This window comes from Actinacidiphila polyblastidii (assembly GCF_036353415.1).
Classification (GTDB): Bacteria; Actinomycetota; Actinomycetes; order Streptomycetales; family Streptomycetaceae; genus Actinacidiphila; species Actinacidiphila polyblastidii.
In genome coordinates, this window is sequence record NZ_JAZEWV010000017.1 from 35,382 (window position 1) to 58,138 (window position 22,757).

The 22,757-nt window shown below is 74.5% G+C and carries 22 protein-coding genes; 12 read left to right on the forward strand and 10 right to left on the reverse strand.

The window, feature by feature from the left end:
- Window positions 1-12: 12 nt before the first annotated feature.
- From V2S66_RS20590 to V2S66_RS20600, 3 genes are all read left to right on the forward strand, one after another.
- Window positions 13-3,294: a S41 family peptidase gene (locus V2S66_RS20590; RefSeq protein ID WP_330797366.1), complete on the forward strand. Its 3,282-nt coding sequence runs from the start codon at window positions 13-15 to the stop codon at window positions 3,292-3,294.
- Between the two features lie 76 nt (window positions 3,295-3,370).
- Window positions 3,371-3,727, forward strand: a complete 357-nt coding sequence (locus tag V2S66_RS20595) for a histidine triad nucleotide-binding protein (protein ID WP_330797367.1) — start codon at window positions 3,371-3,373, stop codon at window positions 3,725-3,727.
- Window positions 3,728-3,755: 28 nt separating this feature from the next.
- Entirely contained in the window at window positions 3,756-4,655 is a 900-nt protein-coding gene (locus tag V2S66_RS20600; RefSeq protein WP_330797368.1) for a ribonuclease Z, read from the forward strand.
- Between the two features lie 38 nt (window positions 4,656-4,693).
- Here V2S66_RS20600 and V2S66_RS20605 read toward each other — a convergent pair whose 3' ends face one another.
- Window positions 4,694-5,476: an HAD family acid phosphatase gene (locus V2S66_RS20605; protein ID WP_330797369.1), complete on the reverse strand. Its 783-nt coding sequence runs from the start codon at window positions 5,474-5,476 to the stop codon at window positions 4,694-4,696.
- Window positions 5,477-5,630: 154 nt separating this feature from the next.
- Window positions 5,631-6,971 carry a family 4 glycosyl hydrolase gene (locus V2S66_RS20610; protein WP_330797370.1) on the reverse strand — a complete coding sequence of 447 codons (1,341 nt, stop codon included), beginning with the start codon at window positions 6,969-6,971 and terminating at the stop codon, window positions 5,631-5,633.
- A gap of 84 nt (window positions 6,972-7,055) precedes the next feature.
- Here V2S66_RS20610 and V2S66_RS20615 point away from each other — a divergent pair, with 84 nt between their 5' ends.
- The 4 genes from V2S66_RS20615 to V2S66_RS20630 all read left to right on the forward strand — a co-directional run bounded on the left by V2S66_RS20615 (window position 7,056) and on the right by V2S66_RS20630 (window position 11,193).
- The gene (locus V2S66_RS20615; protein WP_330797371.1) at window positions 7,056-8,183 is read left to right on the forward strand and encodes a carbohydrate kinase family protein; all 1,128 of its coding nucleotides are present in this window, start codon (window positions 7,056-7,058) and stop codon (window positions 8,181-8,183) included.
- Between the two features lie 101 nt (window positions 8,184-8,284).
- Window positions 8,285-9,367, forward strand: a complete 1,083-nt coding sequence (locus V2S66_RS20620) for a PhoH family protein (RefSeq protein WP_330797372.1) — start codon at window positions 8,285-8,287, stop codon at window positions 9,365-9,367.
- A 4-nt stretch (window positions 9,368-9,371) separates the two neighbouring features.
- Window positions 9,372-9,866 (forward strand): rRNA maturation RNase YbeY, encoded by a 495-nt coding sequence (gene ybeY / locus V2S66_RS20625; RefSeq protein ID WP_330797373.1) that lies wholly within the window; start codon window positions 9,372-9,374, stop codon window positions 9,864-9,866.
- 22 nt (window positions 9,867-9,888) lie between these two features.
- Complete coding sequence (locus V2S66_RS20630) at window positions 9,889-11,193, forward strand: hemolysin family protein (protein ID WP_330797374.1); 1,305 nt, start codon at window positions 9,889-9,891, stop codon at window positions 11,191-11,193.
- Between the two features lie 319 nt (window positions 11,194-11,512).
- On the opposite strand, the gene V2S66_RS20635 is transcribed toward V2S66_RS20630, so the two are convergent.
- Window positions 11,513-11,707 carry a hypothetical protein gene (locus tag V2S66_RS20635; protein ID WP_330797375.1) on the reverse strand — a complete coding sequence of 65 codons (195 nt, stop codon included), beginning with the start codon at window positions 11,705-11,707 and terminating at the stop codon, window positions 11,513-11,515.
- Between the two features lie 124 nt (window positions 11,708-11,831).
- Between V2S66_RS20635 and V2S66_RS20640 the strand changes: the two genes are divergently transcribed.
- Entirely contained in the window at window positions 11,832-12,206 is a 375-nt protein-coding gene (locus V2S66_RS20640) for a cytidine deaminase (protein WP_413966441.1), read from the forward strand.
- A gap of 22 nt (window positions 12,207-12,228) precedes the next feature.
- On the opposite strand, the gene V2S66_RS20645 is transcribed toward V2S66_RS20640, so the two are convergent.
- Both V2S66_RS20645 and V2S66_RS20650 read right to left on the reverse strand, forming a co-directional pair.
- Window positions 12,229-12,567 (reverse strand): P-II family nitrogen regulator, encoded by a 339-nt coding sequence (locus V2S66_RS20645; protein WP_330797377.1) that lies wholly within the window; start codon window positions 12,565-12,567, stop codon window positions 12,229-12,231.
- On the reverse strand, window positions 12,564-13,931 hold the full coding sequence (locus tag V2S66_RS20650) for an ammonium transporter (protein ID WP_413966442.1): 1,368 nt from the start codon (window positions 13,929-13,931) through the stop codon (window positions 12,564-12,566). Before V2S66_RS20650 ends, V2S66_RS20645 begins: the two co-directional genes overlap by 4 nt.
- 189 nt (window positions 13,932-14,120) lie before the next feature.
- Between V2S66_RS20650 and era the strand changes: the two genes are divergently transcribed.
- Window positions 14,121-15,059, forward strand: coding sequence for a GTPase Era (gene era, locus V2S66_RS20655; protein WP_330797378.1), 939 nt, complete (start codon window positions 14,121-14,123; stop codon window positions 15,057-15,059).
- Between the two features lie 64 nt (window positions 15,060-15,123).
- On the opposite strand, the gene V2S66_RS20660 is transcribed toward era, so the two are convergent.
- On the reverse strand, window positions 15,124-16,155 hold the full coding sequence (locus V2S66_RS20660) for an Lrp/AsnC family transcriptional regulator (protein WP_330797379.1): 1,032 nt from the start codon (window positions 16,153-16,155) through the stop codon (window positions 15,124-15,126).
- 137 nt (window positions 16,156-16,292) lie between these two features.
- On the opposite strand from V2S66_RS20660, the gene V2S66_RS20665 reads away from it, so the two are divergent.
- Window positions 16,293-17,717 carry an MFS transporter gene (locus V2S66_RS20665; protein ID WP_330797380.1) on the forward strand — a complete coding sequence of 475 codons (1,425 nt, stop codon included), beginning with the start codon at window positions 16,293-16,295 and terminating at the stop codon, window positions 17,715-17,717.
- A 260-nt stretch (window positions 17,718-17,977) separates the two neighbouring features.
- Here V2S66_RS20665 and V2S66_RS20670 read toward each other — a convergent pair whose 3' ends face one another.
- Window positions 17,978-18,481 carry a YfbM family protein gene (locus V2S66_RS20670; RefSeq protein ID WP_330797381.1) on the reverse strand — a complete coding sequence of 168 codons (504 nt, stop codon included), beginning with the start codon at window positions 18,479-18,481 and terminating at the stop codon, window positions 17,978-17,980.
- A 78-nt stretch (window positions 18,482-18,559) separates the two neighbouring features.
- On the opposite strand from V2S66_RS20670, the gene V2S66_RS20675 reads away from it, so the two are divergent.
- Both V2S66_RS20675 and V2S66_RS20680 read left to right on the forward strand, forming a co-directional pair.
- Window positions 18,560-19,453 carry a DUF3626 domain-containing protein gene (locus V2S66_RS20675; RefSeq protein ID WP_330797443.1) on the forward strand — a complete coding sequence of 298 codons (894 nt, stop codon included), beginning with the start codon at window positions 18,560-18,562 and terminating at the stop codon, window positions 19,451-19,453.
- Window positions 19,450-20,016, forward strand: a complete 567-nt coding sequence (locus tag V2S66_RS20680) for a DJ-1/PfpI family protein (protein WP_330797382.1) — start codon at window positions 19,450-19,452, stop codon at window positions 20,014-20,016. Before V2S66_RS20675 ends, V2S66_RS20680 begins: the two co-directional genes overlap by 4 nt.
- A 31-nt stretch (window positions 20,017-20,047) precedes the next feature.
- Here the strand turns inward: V2S66_RS20680 and V2S66_RS20685 are convergent, their stop codons facing one another.
- The 3 genes from V2S66_RS20685 to V2S66_RS20695 form a co-directional block, all read right to left on the reverse strand.
- Entirely contained in the window at window positions 20,048-21,019 is a 972-nt protein-coding gene (locus V2S66_RS20685) for an aldo/keto reductase (RefSeq protein WP_330797383.1), read from the reverse strand.
- A 118-nt stretch (window positions 21,020-21,137) separates the two neighbouring features.
- Entirely contained in the window at window positions 21,138-21,401 is a 264-nt protein-coding gene (locus tag V2S66_RS20690; protein ID WP_330797384.1) for a protealysin inhibitor emfourin, read from the reverse strand.
- A gap of 96 nt (window positions 21,402-21,497) precedes the next feature.
- Window positions 21,498-22,595: a M4 family metallopeptidase gene (locus tag V2S66_RS20695; RefSeq protein WP_330797385.1), complete on the reverse strand. Its 1,098-nt coding sequence runs from the start codon at window positions 22,593-22,595 to the stop codon at window positions 21,498-21,500.
- Window positions 22,596-22,757: the final 162 nt, after the last annotated feature.

Sequence of the window (22,757 nt, forward strand, 5' to 3'; positions counted from 1 at the left end):
TAGGCTGGGCCGGTGACGACGCATCCGAGGCCGCCGCAGCCCTCGTACCTCAGGAACCCGCATCCGCACGGCGACGTGATCGCCTTCACCGCTGAGGACGACGTGTGGGTGGCGCCGCTGGACGGCGGCCGGGCCTGGCGGGTCAGCGCGGACAACATGCCCGTCGGCCGGCCCAGGATCGCCCCCGGCGGCGACCTGATCGCCTGGACGTCGACCCGCGACGGCGCCCCCGAGGTGCACCTCGCGCCGCTCGACGGCGGCCCGGCGACCCGGCTGACCTACTGGGGCAACGCCCGTACGGCGGTGCGCACCTGGACCCCCGACGGCCTGCCGGTGGTCACCACCGCCGACGGCCGGGCCAGCCTGCGCCGCACCTGGGCGCGCCGACTCCCGCTGGACGGCGGCGCGTTCACCACGCTGCCGTACGGGCCGGTGGGCGACGTGGCGTACGGCCCCGACGGCGCGGTGCTGCTGCTGTCGGTCACCATGGGCCGCGAGGCGGCGTACTGGAAGGGCTACCGCGGCGGCACCGCGGGCAAGTTGTGGCTCGACCCGGACGGCGGCGGCGCGTTCCACCGCGTGCACGAGGACCTCGACGGCAACATCGAGTGCCCGATGTGGGTGGGCGGGCGGATCGCCTTCCTCTCCGACCACGAGGGCCAGGGCGCGCTGTACTCCAGCCTGCCCGACGGCACGCAGCTGCGGCGGCACACCCCGCAGGGCGAGTTCTACGCGCGGCATGCCGCCACCGACGGCGTCCGCGTCGCCTGGACCGCCGGCGGCCGCCTGCACCTGCTCGACGGCCTCGGCGACGGCGACGAGCCGCGCGCCCTCGACATCCGGGTCGGCGGGCAGCGCGGCGATCTGCAGCCGCACCCGGTGCGCGCCGCCCAGCACCTCGGCGACGCCCGCCCCGACCACACCGGGCGCGGCAGCGCGGTGGAGATCCGCGGCACCACGCACTGGGTCACCCACCGCGGCGGTCCGGCCCGCGCGCTGGCCGCGGACGACGGGGTGCGCACCCGGCGCCCGCGGGTCTTCCAGCAGGGCGCCGACCCGTACGTGGTGTGGGTCACCGACGCCGAGGGCGACGACGCCCTGGAGGTCGCGCCCGCCGCCGGGCTGCCGGCCGGGACGGCGCCGCGCCGGCTGGCCGCCGGACGGCTCGGCCGGGTGCACGGGATCGAGGTGTCGCCGGACGGCCACCGCATCGCCGTCGCCACCCACGACGGCCGGGTGCTGCTGGTCGAGACGCAGACCGGCGAGGTCCGCGAGGTCGCCGCGACCGACGGCGGCGACGCCGCCGACCTGGCCTTCTCGCCGGACTCCGGCTGGCTCGCCTGGTCGCACCCCGGGGCCGGTTCGCTGCGCCAGATCAAGCTGGCCTCGACCGCCGACCTCGCCACCGTCGACGCGACGCCGCTGCGCTTCAACGACTTCGCGCCCGCCTTCACCGCCGACGGCCGGCACCTGGCGTTCCTGTCCGAGCGGGCCTTCGACCCGGTCTACGACGCGCACGTCTTCGACCTGTCCTTCCCCAACGCCTGCCGCCCCTACCTGATCACGCTGGCCGCCACCACCCCGTCGCCGTTCGGCCCGCAGCGGCACGGGCGGCCGTACGACACCGACGGGGACGAGGGCGACGGCGCCGCGCCGGCCGAGGACGGCGAGCAGCAGAAGGGCGGCGAGGACAAGGACGCCAAGTCCGAGCGGCCGCGCCCGACCAGGGTCGACGCGGACGGCATCGCCGACCGGATCGTGCCCTTCCCGGTCGAGGCCGGCCGCTACTCGGGGCTGCGCGCCGCCAAGGGCGGCGTGCTGTGGCTGCGCCACCCGCTGACCGGCATGCTCGGCGCGTCGCTGGCCACCCCCGACGCGCAGCCGCCCGGCACCGTGCTGGAGCGCTACGACCTGGGGCACCTGCGGTCCGAGGAGATCTCCGACGACGTCGACGACTTCGCGGTCACCGGCGACGGCAGCAAGGTGCTGCTCACCAGCGGCGGCCGGCTGCGGGTGACCGCCGCCGACAGCAAGGCCGACTCCTCCGACGACGCCGACGGCGTCTCCGCGGTCGACCTGGCGCGGGTCCGGGTGACGGTGCGCCCGGCCGCCGAGTGGCGGCAGATGTACGACGAGACGCACCGCCTGATGCGCGACAACTTCTGGCGCGCCGACATGAACGGCCTGGACTGGGACGCGCTCGGCGACCGCTACCGGCCGCTGCTCGACGCCGTCGCCACCCACGACGACCTGGTGGACGTGCTGTGGGAGCTGCACGGCGAGCTGCGCACCTCGCACGCGTACGTCAGCGGCCCCGGCGGCTACCACGACCCGCTGCACCGGCAGGGCCTGCTCGGCGCGGACCTGTCGCGCGCCGGGGACGGCGGCTGGCGGATCGACCGGGTGCTGCCCGGCGAGTCCTCCGACCCGCACGCCCGCTCCCCGCTCGCCGCGCCCGGCGTCGCGGTGCGCGCCGGTGACACCGTCACGGCCGTCGACGGCCGCCCGGTGGACCCGCTGACCGGCCCCGCGCCGCTGCTGGTGGGCACCGCGGGCAAGCCCGTCGAGCTGACCGTCGTCCCCGCGGCGGGCGGCCCGGCCCGGCAGGTCGTCGTGGTGCCGCTGGCCGACGAGGAGCCGCTGCGCTACCACGACTGGGTGGCCGACCGCCGCGCCCACGTGCACGCGGCGTCCGGCGGCCGGCTGGGCTATCTGCACGTCCCCGACATGGTCAGCAGCGGCTGGGCGCAGCTCCACCGCGACCTGCGGGTGGAGGTGGCCCGTGAGGGCCTGGTGGTGGACGTCCGGGAGAACCGCGGCGGCCACACCTCGCAGCTGGTGGTCGAGAAGCTGGCCCGCCGCATCGTCGGCTGGGACCTGCCGCGCCACGGCCACGTCTACAGCTACCCGCAGGACGCGCCGCGCGGCCCGGTCGTCGCCGTCGCCAACGAGTTCTCCGGCTCCGACGGCGACATCGTCAACGCGGCGGTCCGCACCCTCGGCATCGGTCCGGTCGTCGGCACCCGCACCTGGGGCGGCGTGATCGGCATCGACAGCCGCTACCGGCTGGTCGACGGCACCTCCGTCACCCAGCCCAAGTACGCCTTCTGGCTGGAGGGTTACGGCTGGGACGTGGAGAACCACGGCGTCGACCCGGACGTCGAGGTGGTGCACACCCCGCAGGACTGGGCGGCCGGCCGGGACCCGCAGCTCGACGCCGCCGTCGCGCTGGCGCTGGCCGCGCTGGAGGAGTCCCCGGCCAAGACGCCCCCACCGCTGCCGCCGCTCGCCTGAACGCCCGCCGGGCGCCGCGGGCGAAGGCCCGCGGCCCGGTAGGCTGCGCCCACCACGCCACCACGGAGGAGCCCACATGGCCGGGGAGCCGCAGGCCGACTGCCTGTTCTGCAAGATCGCGGCCGGGGAGATCCCGGCGACGATCGTCCGGGAGACCGACACCACCGTCGCGTTCCGGGACATCGACCCGAAGGCGCCGACGCACGTGCTGGTGATCCCCCGGGCGCACTACCCGGACGCCGCCTCGCTCGCCGCCGGCGACCCCGAGGCGAGCGCGGCGGTGCTGCGCGAGGCCGGCGAGGTCGCCGCGCAGGAGAGGGTGGCCGGCAGCGGCTACCGGATCGTGTTCAACACCGGCGCGGGCGCCGGCCAGACCGTCTTCCACGCGCACGCCCACGTCCTGGGCGGCCGCGACCTGCACCGGCTGGTCTGAGGCCGGCGGGACGGCCCGGGGCGCCGGCATGCGCGAACTCGTCGTCCTCGGCACCGCCAGCCAGGTCCCGACCCGGCAGCGCAACCAGAACGGCTACGTGCTGCGCTGGGACGGCGAGGGCATCCTCTTCGACCCCGGCGAGGGCAGCCAGCGGCAGATGCTGCACGCCGGCGTCGCGGTGCACGACCTCACCAGGATCTGCGTCACCCACTTCCACGGCGACCACGCGCTGGGCCTGCCCGGCGTGATCCAGCGGATCAGCCTCGACCGGGTGCCGCACCCGGTCACCGCCCACTACCCGGCGTCAGGCCGGCCCTACTTCGACCGGCTGCGGCACGCGACCCTCTACCGGGAGGGCGCCGACCTGCGCGAGGAGCCCGTCACCGGCGACGGCGTGCTCGCCCGCACCCCGGCCTTCACGCTGAGCGCCGCCCGCCTGTCGCACGGCGTCGACGCGTACGGCTACCGGCTGACCGAGCCCGACGGCCGCCGGATGCTGCCGGAGCGGCTGGCCGCACACGGCATCACCGGCCCGGCCGTCGCCCGGCTGCAGCGCGACGGCGAGCTGGACGGCGTCACGCTGGAGGAGGTCAGCGAGCACCGGCCCGGCCAGGTCTTCGCGTTCATCATGGACACCCGGCTGTGCGACGCGGTGCCGGCCCTCGCCGAGGGCTGCGACCTGCTGGTCATCGAGTCGACGTTCCTCGACGAGGACGCCGGGCTGGCCGCCGAGTACGGGCACCTGACGGCCGGTCAGGCCGCGGCGGTGGCGCGTGACGGCGGCGTGCGGCACCTGGTGCTGACGCACTTCTCGCAGCGCTACACCGACCCCGGCGCCTTCGGCCGGCAGGCCCGCGCCGCCGGGTTCGAGGGCGCGCTGACGGTGGCCGCCGACCTCGTCCGCGTCCCCGTCCCCAAGCGCCGCTGAGACGCGGGGGCGGGGGCGGGGCGCGGACCGGTCCGGCGCTACGGCAGGAAGTACATCGGGTTCGGCAGCTTGTACGCGTGGTCGGCGTAGCCACCGGACAGGTCGCTGTACTGGTCGCCGAAGTTGGCCACGATGTCGTAGCCGAGCGACTCGATGTGCGCGCGGGTGCCGGACTTGTAGTCGATGGTCGAGCAGGTCGCGCCGCACGGCAGGTACGCCGGCGGGTTGTCCTTGTTCTTCAGGTACAGGTGGGCCGCGTCGGGCGCGGCCCGGTAGCCGACCGCGGTGAGGTTGCGGACGGTGTCGGCGCGCTGCGCCTCCGGGCGGCCGGTGATCCAGAACACCGTGTAGCCGTGGTCGGAGGCCCAGTTGGCGAGGGCGTCCATGCCGAAGACCGGCGCCATGTTCTTGGTGTCCAGGTACGCCGAGTTGCTGGCCGGGGTGTAGTTGAAGCCCACCTCCAGCTCGTAGTTGTAGGTCAGCAGCGAGGTGTCGTCGACGTCCAGCACGATCGCCGGCTTGGCGCCGTGCCGGCTGTGGCCGCCGTGCGCGAGGGTGGACTCGGCCTTGGCCTCGATGCCGGCGAGCTGCTTGGCGTAGTTGCTCGTGGCGGAGGCGTAGTGCTCGCCCGAGGCGTCCACCGTGTCGCCGTAGTACGCCTTGATGTCGTTCACCACGTTGGTGAGGTTCGGGATCTCCTTGTCGCTGCGCGGCACGGAGTTGTCCGCGGTGGCGGCGCCGACACCGTAGAACGATGCCCCCAGCGCGACCGCGGCGGCGGTCAGTGCCAGGGAGCGGCGGGACAGGCGGGCACGGGGCATGGCGGTGCTCCTTCAACTCTCGTTGGTGCGGCGAAACTTAGACCCCGGCATCCTGGCAGGTCAAGGAGTGTCTACGCGCGTGGTGCACGGAGGTGGTCGAAGGAGTCTGCGCCACGCGGATTTCTCCGTGGTTAACGTGCAGTTCAGAGAGGTGTCACCAACCGGCCGCGGTCAGGATGCGGTCCGCCGCGGACGCCGAGTCGACCAGCGGGTGCAGCGCGAGCGCCCGCAGCGCGGCCGTACGCGAACCCGTCGCCGCCGCCTCCACCGTCGCCCGCTCCACCGCCTTCAACGTCAGCATCAGGCCCGCCTGGTGCTCGTCGGGCGCCGCCACCGGCAGTGGGCGCACCCCGAACGCGCCCACCTCGCACGGCACTTCCACCACCGCCTGCGGGTCGAGGAAGGAGATCGCGCCGCCGCCCGGCACGTTGAGGATCAGCGTGGTCCGCTCGTCGTGCGCGATCGCCCGCATCAGCGCCAGCGCCACCCGGTCGTAGCCGCCGCCGTCCAGGTCGTGCGGGTCGCGCTGCCAACCGCCGCTGGCCGCCCGGCTGTCCGCCAGGTACGTCTCCTCGCGCTCGCGCCGGGTGCGCTGCCACAGCTCGTACGCGGCCTGCGGCGCCGCGCCCAGCGCCGCCCGGAAGAAGCCCGACTGCTGCCGGTCGAGGAACTCCCCGCGGGTGGTGTCCGCGGCCCGCACCGCGGCCAGCGACTCGCGCCGGAAGTAGTAGTAGTGCAGGTACTCGTTGGGCAGCGAGCCGAGCGCCGCCAGCCACCGCGCGCCGAACAGCCGCCCCTCCTCGAACGAGGCGAGCGCGTACGGGTCCGCGAGCAGCCCCGGCAGCAGGTCGGGGCCGTCCGCCGAGGCGGTCATCCGGCGCAGCCAGCCCAGGTGGTTCAGGCCCACGTAGTCGTAGCCGAACCCCGGCGCGTCCGGGTCGGCGCCCGCCGCCCGCGCGGCCCGCCGCACCAGGCCCACCGGCGAGTCGCAGATCCCGATCACCCGCGGGCCCAGTACCCGCGCCATCGCCTCGGTCACCATGCCCGCCGGATTGGTGAAGCTGATCACCCACGCGCGCGGCGCCAACTCCCGTATCCGCTCGGCGATCGCCACCGCCACCGGCAGCGTGCGCAGGCCGTAGAGCACGCCGCCCGCGCCGACCGTCTCCTGGCCGAGCACGCCCTCCGCGAGCGGCAGCCGCTCGTCGCGCACCCGGCCCGCGGTGCCGCCGACCCGGATCGCCGAGAACACGAAGTCCGCGCCGGTCAGCGCGTCGTCCAGGTCGGCGGTCAGCCGCACCGCCGGCGCCCGGCCCGGCCTGCCCTCCCGCCGCGCGGCCTGCGCCGCCTGGGCCGCCAGCACCGCGGCGACGACGTCCAGGCGGCCGGGGTCGGTGTCGTACAGGACGACCTCGTCGACGGTCGGATCGTCCAGCAGCGCGCCGTACACCAGCGGCACGCGGAAACCGCCCCCGCCCAGGATCGTGAGCCGCACGTCGTGTCTCCCTCTCGGTTCCGCCCGGAAACCGACCCTACGCGCCGCCCCGGGGCGACCCCCGCGCCGTGCAAGAGTGTCGGCATGGACGACCATCCCGTTCTCGACCCGCTCGGCGCGCTGCGCGCCGCGGGGGACCCGGCGACCGACGTCTATCTGACGGGCACCGTGTTCCTCGACATCATCTTCACCGGACTGGACAGCGCCCCCGTCCGCGGCACCGAGTCGTGGGCCCGGGGCATGGGCTCCAGCCCCGGCGGCATCGCGAACATGGCCACCGCGCTGGCCCGGCTCGGCCTGCGCACCACCCTCGCCGCGGCCTTCGGCGACGACGTGTACGGCGACTACTGCTGGGACAGCCTGCTCAGCGGCGAGGGCATCGACCTGGCGCCGTCACGGCGGATCGCCGGCTGGCACTCCCCGGTGACCGTGTCGATGGCGTACGAGGGCGAGCGCACCATGGTCAGCCACGGCCACCGCGCGCCGCCGCCCGAGGAGGCGGTGCCGGCCTGCCCGCCGCCCGCCAGGGCCGCCGTCGCCGCGCTCGGCCACCGCGCGGAGGCCGCCGACGGCGACCCGGGCTGGATCGCGGAGGCGGCCGCCTCCGGCACCAAGGTCTTCGCCGACGTCGGCTGGGACGACACCGGCCGCTGGGACCCCGCCGACCTCGACGGCCTTCGGCACTGCGCCGCCTTCCTGCCGAACGCCGAGGAGGCCATGCGCTACACCCGCACCGACACCCCCCGCGAGGCCGCCCGGCGGCTGGCCGACCGGGTGCCGCTGGCCGTCGTCACCCTCGGCGCCGAGGGCGCCTACGCGGTGGACTCCGCCACCGGCGAGACCGCCGAGGTGCCCGCGCTGATGGTGGAGGCGCTGGACCCGACCGGCGCGGGCGACGTCTTCGTGGCCGGGTTCGTCACCGGCACGCTGGCCGGCTGGCCGCTCGGCGACCGGCTCTCCTTCGCCTCCCTGTGCGCGGCGCTGTCCGTGCAGGAGTTCGGCGGCTCGCTGTCCGCACCCGGCTGGATCGAGATCGCCGGCTGGTGGCAGCAGGTCAAGGCGTACGCCGGGCAGGCCGTCGGCGAGCGCGAGGCGCTGCGCAGATACGCCTTCCTCGACGAGCTGCTGCCCGCGGGCACCCGCCCCTGGCCGCTGCGCCGGGCGGTCCCCACCGTCGGCTTCCGCGCGGCGCCCGGCGGCGACCGACCCTAAACCCCTCGGACACCGGGGCGAGCCGTCGTAGGCTTGGTAGCCCCAGGGCCCACCGGGCCCGCACAGCAGAAGGCGGGATGAGCAGGCCCTAGCGCCGGCCCATGACTCAGACACCGACAAAGCACCAGCCGCAGCAGCCCCCGCAGGCGCGCGCGCACTTCGTCGTACCGGCCAAGCACCCCATGGTGACCGTCCTGGGGTCGGGGGACGCCCTGCTGCGGGTGATCGAGCGGGCGTTCCCCACCGTCGACATCCACGTCAGGGGCAACGAGATCAGCGCCGTCGGGGACGCCCCCGACGTGGCCCTCGTCCAGCGGGTCTTCGACGAGATGATGCTGGTGCTGCGCACCGGCCAGCCGATGACCGAGGACGCCGTGGAGCGCTCCATCGCCATGCTCAGGGCCAACGGCGCGTCGGGCGCCGAGGGCGCGGAGACCCCGGCGCAGGTGCTCACCCAGAACATCCTCTCCAGCCGGGGCCGCACCATCCGCCCCAAGACGCTCAACCAGAAGCGCTACGTCGACGCGATCGACACCCACACGATCGTCTTCGGCATCGGCCCGGCCGGCACCGGCAAGACGTACCTGGCGATGGCCAAGGCGGTCCAGGCCCTGCAGTCCAAGCAGGTCAACCGGATCATCCTGACCCGTCCCGCGGTCGAGGCCGGCGAGCGCCTCGGCTTCCTGCCCGGCACCCTCTACGAGAAGATCGACCCCTACCTGCGGCCGCTGTACGACGCGCTGCACGACATGGTCGACCCCGACTCGATCCCCCGCCTGATGGCGGCCGGCACCATCGAGGTCGCCCCGCTGGCGTACATGCGCGGCCGGACGCTGAACGACGCGTTCATCATCCTCGACGAGGCGCAGAACACCAGCGCCGAGCAGATGAAGATGTTCCTCACCCGGCTGGGCTTCGACTCCAAGATCGTCGTCACCGGCGACGTCACCCAGGTCGACCTGCCCGGCGGCACCAAGAGCGGGCTGCGCCAGGTCCAGGACATTCTGGACGGCCTGGACGACGTGCACTTCTCGCGGCTCACCAGCACCGACGTCGTACGCCATAAGCTGGTCGGACGCATCGTGGACGCCTACGAGCGGTACGACAACGAGACCGCGGACGACGGCGACCGCACCGGTGACCGCCGCGACCGCGCACGGTCCAAGAGAAAGCAACCCACGTAACCCCATGGCGATCGACGTCAACAACGAGTCCGGCTGGGACATCGACGAGCAGGCGGTCCTCGACGCGGCCCGCTACGCCCTGCACCGCATGCGCATCCACCCGCTCTCCGAGCTGTCGGTGATCGTGGTGGACGCGGCCGCCATGGAGCAGCTGCACCTGCAGTGGATGGACCTGCCGGGCCCCACCGACGTGATGTCCTTCCCGATGGACGAGCTGCGTCCCGGGAAGGACGACGAGGAGCCCGCGCAGGGCCTGCTCGGCGACATCGTGCTCTGCCCCGAGGTGGCCAAGCGGCAGGGCGAGGAGGCGGCGACCCGGCACTCCATGGACGAGGAGCTGCAGCTGCTCACCATCCACGGCGTGCTGCACCTCCTCGGCTACGACCACGGCGAGCCGGACGAGAAGGCCGAGATGTTCGGCCTGCAGAAGGCGATCCTGGACGACTGGCGGGCCGACCGCGGCGTCGAGGGGCCCTCCCCGGCCCCGACCACCCACTGACCGGCGACGAGGTCCCCTCCGGATGATCGTCTCCGCCGTCCTGCTGGTCGTCGTCGCCTGGTTCGCCGCCTGCGCGGAGACGGGCATCGCCCGCGTCTCCCGGTTCCGCGCCGAGGACGCGCTGCGCTCCGGCCGCAAGGGCGCCGCGAACCTGCTCGCGGTCGCCTCCGACCCGACCCGCTACCTCAACGTCGCGCTGCTGCTGCGGGTGGCCTGCGAGACTGCGGCCGCCGTGCTCATCACGGTCGTCTGCGACCGCGGCTTCGACCGCACCTGGCAGGTGGTGTGCGTGGCCATCGGCGTGATGGTCCTGGTCTCGTACGTGGCGGTGGGCGTCTCGCCGCGCACCATCGGCCGCCAGCACCCGATGAACACCGCCACCGCGGCGTCCTACGTGCTGCTGCCGCTGGCCCGCGTGATGGGCCCGGTGCCGGGGCTGCTGATCCTGCTCGGCAACGCGCTGACACCCGGGAAGGGCTTCAAACGCGGCCCGTTCGCCTCCGAGGCGGAGCTGCGCGCGATGGTCGACCTGGCCGAGTCCGAGTCGCTCATCGAGGACGAGGAGCGCCGCATGGTGCACTCGGTCTTCGAGCTGGGCGACACGATCGTGCGCGAGGTGATGGTGCCGCGCACCGACCTCGTCATGATCGAGCGGTTCAAGACGGCCCGTCAGGCGATGACGCTGGCACTGCGCAGCGGGTTCTCCCGGATCCCGGTCACCGGCGAGAGCGAGGACGACGTGGTCGGCTTCGTCTACCTCAAGGACCTCGCACGCCGCGTGCACGTCAACCGCGACGCCGAGTCCGACCCGGTCTCCTCGCTGATGCGGCCCGCCGCGTTCGTCCCGGACACCAAGAACGCGGGCGACCTGCTGCGCGAGATGCAGCGCGAGCGCAACCATGTCGCCGTGGTCGTCGACGAGTACGGCGGCACCGCGGGCATCGTCACCATCGAGGACATCCTCGAGGAGATCGTCGGCGAGATCACCGACGAGTACGACCGCGAGACGCCGCCGGTGGAGCCGCTCGGCGGGCAGCGCTTCCGGGTGACCGCGCGGCTCGACATCGGCGATCTCGGGGAGCTGTACGGGGTGCTGCTCAACGACGACGACGTCGAGACGGTCGGCGGGCTCCTCGCGAAGTCCCTCGGGCGGGTGCCGATTCCCGGGGCGACGGCGGTCTTCCCGCTGCCCGAGGACGCGTCCTCGTCCCGCGAGACGGTGGCGATCCGCCTGACGGCGGAGACTCAGGCGGGCCGGCGCAACCGCATCGGCACGGTCCTCGTCGAGCCCCTCGGCCTCGACGAGCCTCCCGCCCCCACCTCTTGACGCCCGGGGCGTCACCCCGCTTGCCACCGGCCGGCCACCGCGGCGGCTGCGCGTCGTCACCGGCCCGGAGGGGCTGTTGCGGTCGTTGCCGGCCACCGGCCGGTGGTGGGTTGCTCGCGCGGTTCCCCGCGCCCCTGGTGGGGCGTGACGCCCGGCGCGTTCCGTACGCGGCCCGGGGTTCGGGCGCGAGCCCCAGGGCGGTCCGGGCGCGGCCCGGGGTCCTTGAGGGGCGCGGGGAACGGCGCGGCCGGCGGCGACGAGGGGTGCACGTCGTCGCCGGCCCGGAGGGGCTGCCGGGTGCGGGCCCGGCCGGCCGCGGTCAGAGGGCGAACTGGCCCAGCATGCTCAGCAGGTTCGCGCCGGCCGAGTGGATCGACCCGGACAGGCTCGTGTCGGAGAGGAAGAAGCCGAGGGAGCCGCAGGCCAGCGCGTGGCTGCCCTTGAGCGCGCCCTTGCGGGTGAGGAAGAAGGTCACCACGGCGAGAGCGATGACCACGGGTATGTGCAGAAACATGGCGGAACTCCTCGAAGGAGGACGATGCTCACATCTCGCAGACTAGGGTCTGGTCGCCGCCCGCGCATCTCCGGTCACGCGCGGTGAGGCCGGTGGCCGGGCCTGCGGCCCGGAGCCGCGCCGTATGATCGCGCGTATGAGCGACTCCGCGCCGGCCGCCGCCGAGAACCCCGAAGACCGCAAGCTGATCACGCTCGCCAGGTCCGCCCGCGCGCGCAACGGCGTGCCCGAGGGCGCCGCGGTCCGCGACGGGACCGGCCGCACCTACGTCGCCGGGTCCGTGGCCCTGGACTCGCTCAGGCTCAGCGCGCTGCGGACCGCCGTCGCCATGGCGGTGGCCAGCGGCGCGACGTCGCTGGAGGCCGCCGCGGTGGTCACCGCCGCGGACGCGCCGGCCGACGAGGACCGCGCGGCCGTGCGGGACCTCGGCGGGCCCGACACCCCGGTCATCCTCGCGGGACCCGACGGCGCCGTGCGCCGCACGGTCACCGCCGGCTGACCCCGGCCCCGCGCCCCGGCCGCTAGACGGCGTCGGGTCCGCGCTCGCCGGTCCTGACCCGGACCGCGGTGTCCACCGGCACCGACCACACCTTGCCGTCGCCGATCTTGCCGGTCCTCGCCGCCGCCACCAGCGCGTCGATCACGGCGTCCGCCTCGGCGTCCTCGACCAGTACCTCGATCCGTGCCTTCGGCACCAGGTCCACGCGGTACTCGGCGCCCCGGTAGACCTCGGTGTGGCCGCGCTGCCGGCCGTAGCCGCTGGCCTCCGTGACCGTCAGGCCCTGCACGCCCATTTCCTGCAGCGCCGTCTTCACGTCATCGAGCTTGTACGGCTTGATGACGGCGGTGACCAGCTTCATCCCAGTGGGCTCCTGTCCTGCGAGGGCGCGGCGTGCGACATGCCGGCGTTCGACATGCCGGGATGCGCGGAGTGCCCGGTGAGGAACGATCCGTGCGTCGTGCCGTGCGTGAGTACGCCGTGATCGTAGGCGGTCTCGGCGTGCAGGGTCAGGTCCAGGCCGGTGCGTTCCTCGTCCTCGCTGGCCCGGAAGCCCATCAGCCGGTCGACGCCCTTGCCGAGCGCGTAGGTCACGGCGAACGCGTACGCCCCGACGGCGAGCACCGCGACGCCCTGCCGGCCCAGCTGCCCCAGGCCGCCGCCGTAGAGCAGGCCCTTCGGGCCGCCGGTCATCGTCGCCGACGCGAGCAGCCCGATCAGCAGCGTCCCGACGACGCCGCCCGTCAGGTGCACGCCCACCACGTCCAGCGAGTCGTCCACGCCCCAGCGGAACTTCCAGCTCACCGCGTACGAGCACAGGACGCCCGCCGCCAGGCCCACCACGACCGCGCCGAGCAGGTCGACGCTGCCGCAGGCCGGGGTGATCGCCACCAGCCCCGCCACCGAGCCGGAGGCGGCGCCCAGCGTGGTCGGGTGGCCGTCCCTGCGCTTCTCCACCACGAGCCAGCCGAGCAGGCCCGCGCAGCCCGCCGCCTGCGTGTCGAGGAAAGCCGCGGCGGCCAGGCCGTTCGCGCCGAGCGCGGAGCCGGCGTTGAAGCCGAACCAGCCGAACCACAGCAGCCCGGCGCCGAGCAGCACCAGCGGCAGGTTGTGCGGCCTCATCGCGTCCTTGCGGAACCCCAGCCGCGGGCCCAGCACGATCGCCAGCGCCAGCCCGGAGGCGCCCGAGCAGACCTCGACCACGGTGCCGCCGGCGAAGTCCAGCGCGTGCAGCCTGCTCGCGATCCAGCCGCCGCCGAACACCCAGTGCGCCACCGGGACGTATACGGCCAGCGTCCACACCAGCACGAAGACCACCCACGCGCCGAACCGCGCCCGGTCCGCGACCGCGCCGCTGATCAGCGCCGCGGTGATGATCGCGAAGGTCAGCTGGAAGGTCGCGAAGAGCAGCGTGGGGACGTGGCCGGTGACCGAGGCGGGCCCGATGCCGTGCATGCCCAGATGGCTCAGGTCGCCGATCAGGCCGATGCCGCCCGCGTCGGGGCCGAACGCCAGGCTGTACCCGGCGACCAGCCACACCACGGTGACCAGTGCGATCGACACGAAGCTCATCATCAGCATGTTGAGCACGCTCTTGCTGCGGACCATGCCCCCGTAGAACAGCGCGAGCCCCGGCGTCATCAGCAGCACGAGTGCGGTGGCGGCCAGCAGCCACGCGGTGTCGCCCGCGTCGACGGCGGGTGTACCGGCGGACAGGATCAGCACGGGGGAGTCCCTTCGGTCGGCGCGGGTCCCATCGAGCGTCGGGCGTGCGCGTTACCGGATGTGGACAGGCGTGTTTCGCGGGTGTTTCGTGTTGCGCGGGCGTTTCCGGCTGTTCACCGCGGCCCGCGCACGGCGCGGGCGGGCGCGCGGCGCGGGCGTGGGCGGGAGCGGTGCCCTGGATCGGGGAGAATGGGGTCCATGAGCGCTCGTACCCCTGCCCACCGGTCCGGCTTCGCCTGTTTCGTCGGCCGCCCCAACGCCGGCAAGTCCACCCTGACGAACGCTCTGGTCGGACAGAAGGTGGCGATCACCTCCAACCGGCCGCAGACCACCCGGCACACCGTGCGGGGCATCGTGCACCGGCCGGACGCCCAGCTGGTGCTGGTCGACACCCCCGGCCTGCACAAGCCGCGCACCCTGCTCGGCGAGCGGCTCAACGACGTGGTCCGCAGCACCTGGGCCGAGGTCGACGTCATCGGCTTCTGCCTGCCCGCCGACCAGAAGCTCGGCCCCGGCGACACCTACATCGCGCGCGAGCTGGCCGGTGTGAAGAGGACCCCCAAGGTCGCCGTGGTCACCAAGACCGACCTGGTCGACGCCCGGCAGTTGGCCGCCCAGCTCATCGCCGTCGACAAGCTCGGCCGCGACATCGGCCTGGAGTGGGCCGAGATCGTGCCGGTCTCCGCGGTCGGCGGCGACCAGGTGACGCTCCTCGCCGACCTGCTGGTGCCGCTGCTCCCCGAGGGCCCCCAGCTCTACGCCGAGGGCGACCTCACCGACGAGCCCGAGCAGGTCATGGTCGCCGAGCTGATCCGCGAGGCGGCGCTCGAAGGGGTGCGGGACGAGCTGCCGCACTCCATCGCCGTCGTGGTCGAGGAGATGATCCCCCGCGAGGGCCGCCCCGCCGACCGCCCGCTGCTGGACATCCACGCCAACCTCTACATCGAGCGGCCCAGCCAGAAGGGCATCGTCATCGGGCCCAAGGGCGCCCGCCTCAAGGACGTCGGCACCAAGTCCCGCCAGCAGATCGAGGCGCTGCTGGGCACGCCGGTCTTCCTCGACCTGCATGTGAAGGTGGCGAAGGACTGGCAGCGGGACCCCAAGCAGCTGCGCAAGCTCGGCTTCTGAGCCCGCGCGCCGGCCGGGCCGGCTACGGCCGGCCGGCCGCGGTCAGCCGCTCGGGGGCCGCCGGTCAGTGGGTGGAGCGGGCGCGCTGCGGGTCGTACGCCGGGCCGGGGCCCTTGAGGATGCGGTGGATCGGCGCGGTCTCGGTGCGGTGGATACCGGGCAGCTTGGCGACCGGACCGGTCAGATAGCGGTAAAGAGCCCCGGGGTTGCGGCAGTTGACGGCCGCGTAGACGTTCGCCGCGCCGGTGGTGGCCGCGGCGAAGGCAACCTCCTCGTGTCCGGCCAGCGCCTCGCCGACCTCGGCCAGGTGCGCCGGCTCGACCTCCAGCCACAGCGCGGTGCGCAGCGCCGGGGTGAGCTGGTCGCCGTCCAGCGCCAGGTCGTAGTAGAGCGCGCCGGACGCGCGCAGTTCGGACATCCGGCGCCGTACGGTCGTCTGCGACCAGCCGGTGGCGTCGGCCAGTTCGGCGACGGGCGCGCGGCCCTCCGCGCCCAGCACGTCCAGCAGCCGATGGTCCAGGGCGCTCAGCGGGAACGGCTCGGTCGCCTCGCTGACCGGCCGGGCCGGCGCGTCGGCCGGGGTGAGCGCGGCGCGTTCTGCGGGCCCGAGAGGGCCGCTGCGGCTCACCGGGCTCAGCTCCTGGCCGAAGAAGACGTGCACCAGGGCGTGCGCGGTCACCTGCACGACCTGCGGGGTCCGCGGCAGCCGCTGCAGCAGCAGCGCGTCGTCCTGGCCGGGACCCGCGGCCTGCACCAGGCAGGCGATCTCGGTGCCGCCGGAGATCAGCGACACCCACCGCGTGTCGGGCCGCCGCGCCAGCGCCTCGCCGACCGACGCCGCGGCGTCCGGCGTGCAGCGCACCCGGACGAACCACGGCGTCAGCCCGATCCGCAGCGGATCGGCCAGCCCCAGCACGCGCAGCATGCCGCTGCCGCGCATCCGCCCGTAGCGGCGGGCGACGGTCTGGTCGGAGACGCCCAGCACCTCGGCGATCCGGCTGAAGGCCGCCCGGCCGTCGATCTGCAGGGCGTGCACCAGGCGCTGGTCGAGCTCGTCCAGCCCGTCGAGCAGCGGCCACGCGGTGTCGGATTTCATCCGGTCAGCCTACGGGATGTCGGATTCCGCCACGAAGCGCGCACCGGCTGGGGAAGGGGGACCGCTCCACCGGATCGTGGAGGCACCGGCGCAACCGCCGCGACCACCCTCCCCTCCCGCTGGAACGGAGCTCAGCCATGCGCAAGTGGCTGCCCCTCGTGGCGATCAGCCTGGGCGCCTTCATCCTGCTCGTCGACGTCACCATCGTGAACGTCGCGCTGCCGCGGATGGCGCACGACCTCGACGCGTCCTTCACCTCCCTGCAATGGGTCATCGACGTCTACGCCCTCGCCCTCGCGGCCCTGCTGATGGCGGCCGGCTCGCTCGCCGACCTCTTCGGCCACCGGCGGCTGTACGTCGCCGGCCTCACCGTCTTCGCGCTCGCCTCGCTCGGCTGCGCGCTGTCCCCCGACGCGGCCACCCTGATCGCCTTCCGCGCGGTGCAGGGCGTGGGCGGCGCGGCGATGTTCGCGACCTCCGCGGCGCTGGTCTCCGCGACCTACCACGGGCGGGACCGCGGGGTCGCCTTCGGCGTGTGGGGCGCGGTCAACGGCGCCGCCGCCGCGGCCGGACCGATCGTGGGCGGCCTGCTCACCGAGGGGTTCGGCTGGCAGGCGATCTTCCTGGTCAACCTGCCCGTCGCGGTCGTCGCGGTGCTGTTGACGCTGCGCGTGCTGCCGGCCGGCGCGCGCGGCGCCGGACGGATCGACCTGGCCGGCGGCCTGCTGTTCACCGTGGCGGCCGCCGCGCTCACCTACGCGCTGATCCGCGGCGGCGAGCACGGCTGGAGCGACGGGCAGACGGTCGTGGCCTTCGCCGTCGCGGCGGCCGCCGCGGTCGCCTTCGTGCCCGCCGAACTGCGCTCGGCGCACCCGATGCTGGACCTCTCCCTGCTGCGCAGGCCCGCCTTCTCCGGCCTGCTGGCGGGCGCCCTGCTCTACCAGCTCGCGGCCTTCAGCGGACTGGTCTTCGTCTCGCTGTGGCTGCAGAACGTCCTCGGGCTCAGCCCGGTGCGCGGCGGGCTGGCGCTGATGCCGCTGGCCGGTACCGCCTTCGTGGTCGCCGGCGCGGCCGGCCGGCACATGCACCGCTTCGCGCCGCGGGTGCCGATCGCCGGCGGCATGCTGCTGATCGGCGCGGGCTCGCTGCTGGTGTGGTCCTCGGTGCACGCCTCCTCCGGCCAGTCCGCGCTCTTCGCCGGGCTCGCGGTGAGCGGCGTCGGCGTCGGCCTGGCCACCCCCGTGCTGGTCTCGGCGGCCGTCGACTCCGTACCGCCGGCCCGCGCCGGCATGGCGGGCGCCGCCGTCAACACCTTCCGCCAGCTCGGCATGACGCTGGGCATCGCCCTGCTCGGCGCGGTCTTCTCCGCGAAGGTCCGGGCGGCCGCGCCCGACCTGCACGCGGGCTACGCCTCCGGCATCGACCGCGTCGCCCTGTGGTCCGCGCTCGCCGCGTTGGCCGGCGCGGTGGTCGTCGCGGTCACCGTCCGCCGGCCCGCCGCCGTGGCGGTGCCGCGGCCGGCGGCGCCGGCCGAAGCGCCGGCGACCGCCCGCACCCGCTGACGGCCCCGGCCCTCACGGCGGGGGCGCCGCGCCGGGCGCGACGTCGACGACGTGGAGCCGGGTCAGGGGGTCGTGGGCGAGCAGCAGGCTGGGGGTTGCCGCCGTCGAGGCCGGCGGTGCCGATGCCGTGCGGCGGGAAGGGGCCGACCATGCGGCCGGCGCCGACGGCGGAGCAGCCGTGGGGGCCCGGCGCGCTCGCCGCGCCGTGCTTCCAGCCCGTCCGGGGTGAGCAGCCGCGGCCGCTCGGCCGTCGCCGGCCGTCAGTCCAGCCAGACGAGGACCGCGTGGCCGTCGCGGGCGGCGGCCTGGAAGAAGACCGCCACGGCCTCGTAGTGGGCGGCGACGTAGTCGAGGGATTCGCCGCGCTCCCAGACCAGGGCGGGGTAGACGTCGGCCGCGGCCAGGTCGGCCGGTGCGACGCCCTCGACGAGGTGCTCGGGGGAGAGGGCGGTGAGCGCCCGCGCGGCCTCCTGGACGCGGGCCGCGGTGAGGTAGCGGGGCGGGCCGTAGCCCCAGTCCTCGTCCCACGGCACGGACTGCTCGCCGTGCACGATGTCGACGGGGAAGCCGGCCCGGCGCAGCAGGAAGCGCAGCGCGTCCCACGCCTTGTCGGTGTCGTGGCAGCGGGCCTGCGACGCCTCGGGCTCCTCGTCGAGTTCGGTGTCGATCAGCTCGTGCACGAACCCGTCCGCCCACTGCTCGTCGCCGATCAGGCGGTCGAGTTCGGCCGGCGTCAGGCGGACGTATTCTCCGATCATGCTCATGGTCGGATCGTAGAGGTGGCCACGGACACCGAGTGCCGCGGGCCCGCAGAGCGGGAACCCGGCGCGGCCGAGCGCGCCTTGCGCCATGTCGCGGCTGTGTCGGCAGCGGCTGCCGGCCCGGTCGGGAGCGGGGCGCGGGTGACGCTGAACTTCCACCCCGACCGCTGGGCCGCGCCGCGGGCGGCGGGGGAGCGGGCGCGGTGGCTGACGCTGGCCGCGCTCGCCGCGGACGGCACGTACGTCTCGCAGTTCGTGACGGGCACCGGCAACGGGGGGCTGACCGCCTACCCCGGCGGTGACCGCTGGCGGTGGGAGAGCCGGATCTTCGGCGGCGCTTACGACGAACGGCCCGCCGCGGAGCGGCCGGTGTACGGCGCGCTGGACTTCCGCTCGCTGCCGGCCGGCGCCGCCCCCCGGTTCGGCTCCGCGCACCTGCGGCTGACCCGGGAGGCGCTGGCGCGCGCCACCTTCTGCTATCCGGACAGCGCGGAGGAGCCCGCCGACTTCGGCACCGCCGCCCGGATGGCCCTGGTCGAGCTGGCCGAGGCGGGCGGCCGGGACCGGCTGGACGACTACGTCGAGGCGCACGTGCACGGGCCGGTGCGCCTGGACCGGGACGTCGAGGCGCTGGTGCTCGACCCGAGCCACCGCGGCACGCAGGTCGAGGCGGCGGCCCGCACGCTGCCGTGCCCGGTGCGATGGCATGCCGGATTCCGGCTCACCGTCGAGGAGTTGCGCCGCCACCCGGACTACCGCGGCCCGCGGTTCACGGAGTTGGGCGCCTCCCTCGCCGAGGACGGCGTCCTCGACCCGCGGATGATAGGCGACGCCGCGCGGGCCGGCCGGCACGACCCGCAGGACCTGAAGAAGGTCTGGCATCTGCTGGCGCGCTTCGGCGCGGCGGGGGATCGTGGACAGCGGCCCGCCGGAACCGGCGGACCCGACGCGGAAGAGGACGGTGCCGGGACATGACGGTGAAGATCCTGCTGGTGGCCGGGGACGCGGCCGAGTCGCTGGAGGTTTTCTACCCCTACCAGCGGCTGACGGAGGAGGGCTACGCGGTGGAGATCGCCGCGCCCACCGCCAAGAAGCTGCGCTTCGTGGTGCACGACTTCGAGGACGGCTACGACACGTACACGGAGAAGCCGGGCTACACCTGGCCGGCCGACCTGGCCTTCGCGGACGTCGACCCGGCGGCCTACGCGGCGCTGGTCATCCCGGGTGGCAGGGCGCCCGAGTACCTGCGCAACGACCCCGACCTGCGGCGGATCGTCGAGCACTTCTTCGGCGCGGGCAAACCGGTCGCCCAGATCTGCCACGGCCCGCTCATCTCGGCGGCGGCCGGCCTGCTCGACGGCCGCCGCACCGCCGCCTACCCGGCGCTCGAACCGGACGTCCTGGCGGCCGGCGCCCGGTTCGAGGACGGTGACGCCGTCGTCGACGGCACGCTGGTGTCGGCCCGCGCCTGGCCCGACCACCCGGGGTGGATGCGCGCGTTCATCGAGGTGCTGCGCAAGGCCGCGCCGCCCGCCTGACCCGCCCGCCCGCCCGCAGCGCGGGAGCGGGCTACGCGTGGCCCGCGATCCCGCGCGGCGTGTAGTGCTCCTCCAGCCGCCCGGCCTCCTCGTCGGTGAGCACGAGGTCCACGGCGGCGACCGCGTCGTCCACGTGGTGCGGCTTGGTCGCGCCGATGATCGGCGCGGTCACCGCCGGCTGCCGCAGCAGCCAGGCCAGCGCGACCTGCGCGGGCGCGACGCCGCGCGCGGCGGCGACCTCGGCGACGGCGTCGACGATGTGCCGGTCGCCCTCCTGGTAGAGGGTCTTGCCGAACTCGTCGGTCTCGCTGCGCGCGCTCGCGGTGTCCCACGGGCGGGTCAGCCGGCCGCGGGCCAGCGGGCTCCACGGGATGACGCCGACGCCCTGGTCCTCGCAGAGCGGCAGCATCTCCCGCTCCTCCTCGCGGTAGAGCAGGTTGTAGTGGTCCTGCATGGCGGCGAACGGCGTCCAGCCGCCCCGCTCCGCGGCGTGCTGCAGCTTGGCGAACTGCCAGGCGTACATCGAACTCGCCCCGAGGTAGCGGGCCTTGCCGGCCTTCACCACGTCGTGCAGCGCCTCCATCGTCTCCTCGACCGGCGTGACCGGGTCGTAGCGGTGGATCTGGTAGAGGTCGACGTAGTCGGTGCCGAGCCGGCGCAGGCTGTGGTCGATCTCGGTCATGATCACCTTGCGGGACAGGCCGCCGCCGTTGGCGCCCCGCCGCATCCGGCCGTGCACCTTGGTGGCGAGCACGATGTCGTCGCGCCGGGCGAAGTCGTGCAGGGCGCGGCCGACGATCTCCTCGCTGGTGCCGTCGGAGTAGACGTTGGCGGTGTCGAAGAAGTTGATCCCGGCGTCCAGCGCCCGGCGGATGAAGGGGCGGCTGTCCTCCTCCTCCAGCACCCAGGAGTGGTTGCCGCGGGACTTGACGCCGTAGCTCATACAGCCGAGGCAGATCCGGGAGACCTCGAGACCGGTCCTGCCCAGCTTCAGGTATTCCACGATTCCTCCGGTTCCCGCCGCGCGCGTGCGGTGCGCGAGGCGGCGCAGTCGATCACCGCGGCCAGCCTACGCCGCGGCGCCGTCCGCCCCGGCGGGGCGCAGGTCCGGACGGCGGACCCTACGCGCCCTCGTGCAGGACCGCGCTGATCAACTGGCGCTGCGCGGCGGTGAGATGGGGGTCGGCGCAGCGCACCACCCGGGCGTCGACGGTGATCTCGTAGACGAAGCCGTCGGGGATCACCCGGGTCTCGGCCGCAGGGGCGGCGAGCGCGGCGCGGGCCAGCGACTCCAGGCGCGCGCCGTCGGAGCGGCCCGCGGTGTCGACGGCGTGCCGCTGCGTGATCCCGGCGAACCCGCCCGTGCGGTACACCTCGATGTGCATCACCGACTCCTCACGCCGCAGCCGCCCGCCCGCTCCCGGCCCGGTCCGGCACCGCGTCCTGCCCCGAGCCTTCCCGCGCCGCCGCCCCGCACGCGCTCACACCTGCTGCGGCTGCTCCCCCGGCTGCTGGCGCGGCACCGCGGAGCCGGCCGCGGCCGGCTCCACGCCGACCTCGGACCAGGCGGACCTGACCGCCGCCGCCTCCGCGCCCTCGCCGTAGCGGGCCGTCGCGGCGGCCGCCGTCGCCTCCGCGAACGCCGCGAAGTCGGCGTGCGAGGAGAGCGAGCCGCCGGTCAGCGTGTCGTACCAGACCTGTCCCGCCCGCTCCCAGGCGTTGCCGCCGAGCGCCGCCGCGGCCAGGTAGAACGCCCGGTTGGGGATGCCGGAGTTGATGTGCACGCCGCCGTTGTCCCGCGCGGTGGAGACGTAGCCGGACATGTCCGCCGGCTGCGGGTCCTTGCCCAGCCGCGGGTCGTCGTACGCGGTGCCCGGCTCCTTCATCGAGCGCAGCGCGTGCCCCTGCACGCCCGGCGCGAGCAGGCCCGCGCCGATCAGCCAGTCCGCCTCCTCGGCGCTCTGCCCGAGCGCGTACTGCTTGATCAGGCTGCCGAAGACGTCCGAGACGGACTCGTTGAGCGCGCCGGACTGGCCGAAGTAGTCGAGGTTGGCGCTGTACTGGGTGACGCCGTGGGTCAGTTCGTGGCCGATCACGTCCAGCGGGATGGTGAAGTCGAGGAAGATCGTGCCGTCGCCGTCCCCGAAGACCATCTGCTCGCCGTTCCAGAACGCGTTGTTGTAGTCCTTCAGGTAGTGGACGCTCGCGTGCAGCGGCAGCCCCTCCCCGTCGATCGAGTGCCGGCCGTACGCCTTCAGGTACGTCTCGAAGGTCGCGCCGAGCGCGTCGTACGCGCGGTTCGCGCTCGCGTCCTTCGACGGCCTGGCGCCCTCCGCGCGCAGCCTGCGGCCCGGCAGCGTGTCGGTGTGCTTCGCGTCGTAGACCGTGCGCCGGGGCTGGTCGGCGGCGGCGGCGCCGGTGGTGCCGGTCACCCCGATCACCGTGGTCAGCCGGCGCTGCGTGCGCTCGCGGGCGTCGTGCGCCAGCGTCCTGCGGGCGGGGTCGGACAGCGCTGAGTCGCCGGACCTGGCGAGGGTGTCGAGGACGTGCGGCGGCACGATCGTGCAGAAAACTCCCATGCAGCGCAATGTGGCACGACCCGCACTCGCTGTCACTGCCTGTCGCCGTGATCCACGAGAAGGAGGGAACGGGCGGGCGCGAGGTGGACGCGGGACGCCGTGCGCCGCGGACGCCCCGGCGTCTTGCATACTGAGAGGAAGGTCCCATCGGCTGCGTGATCG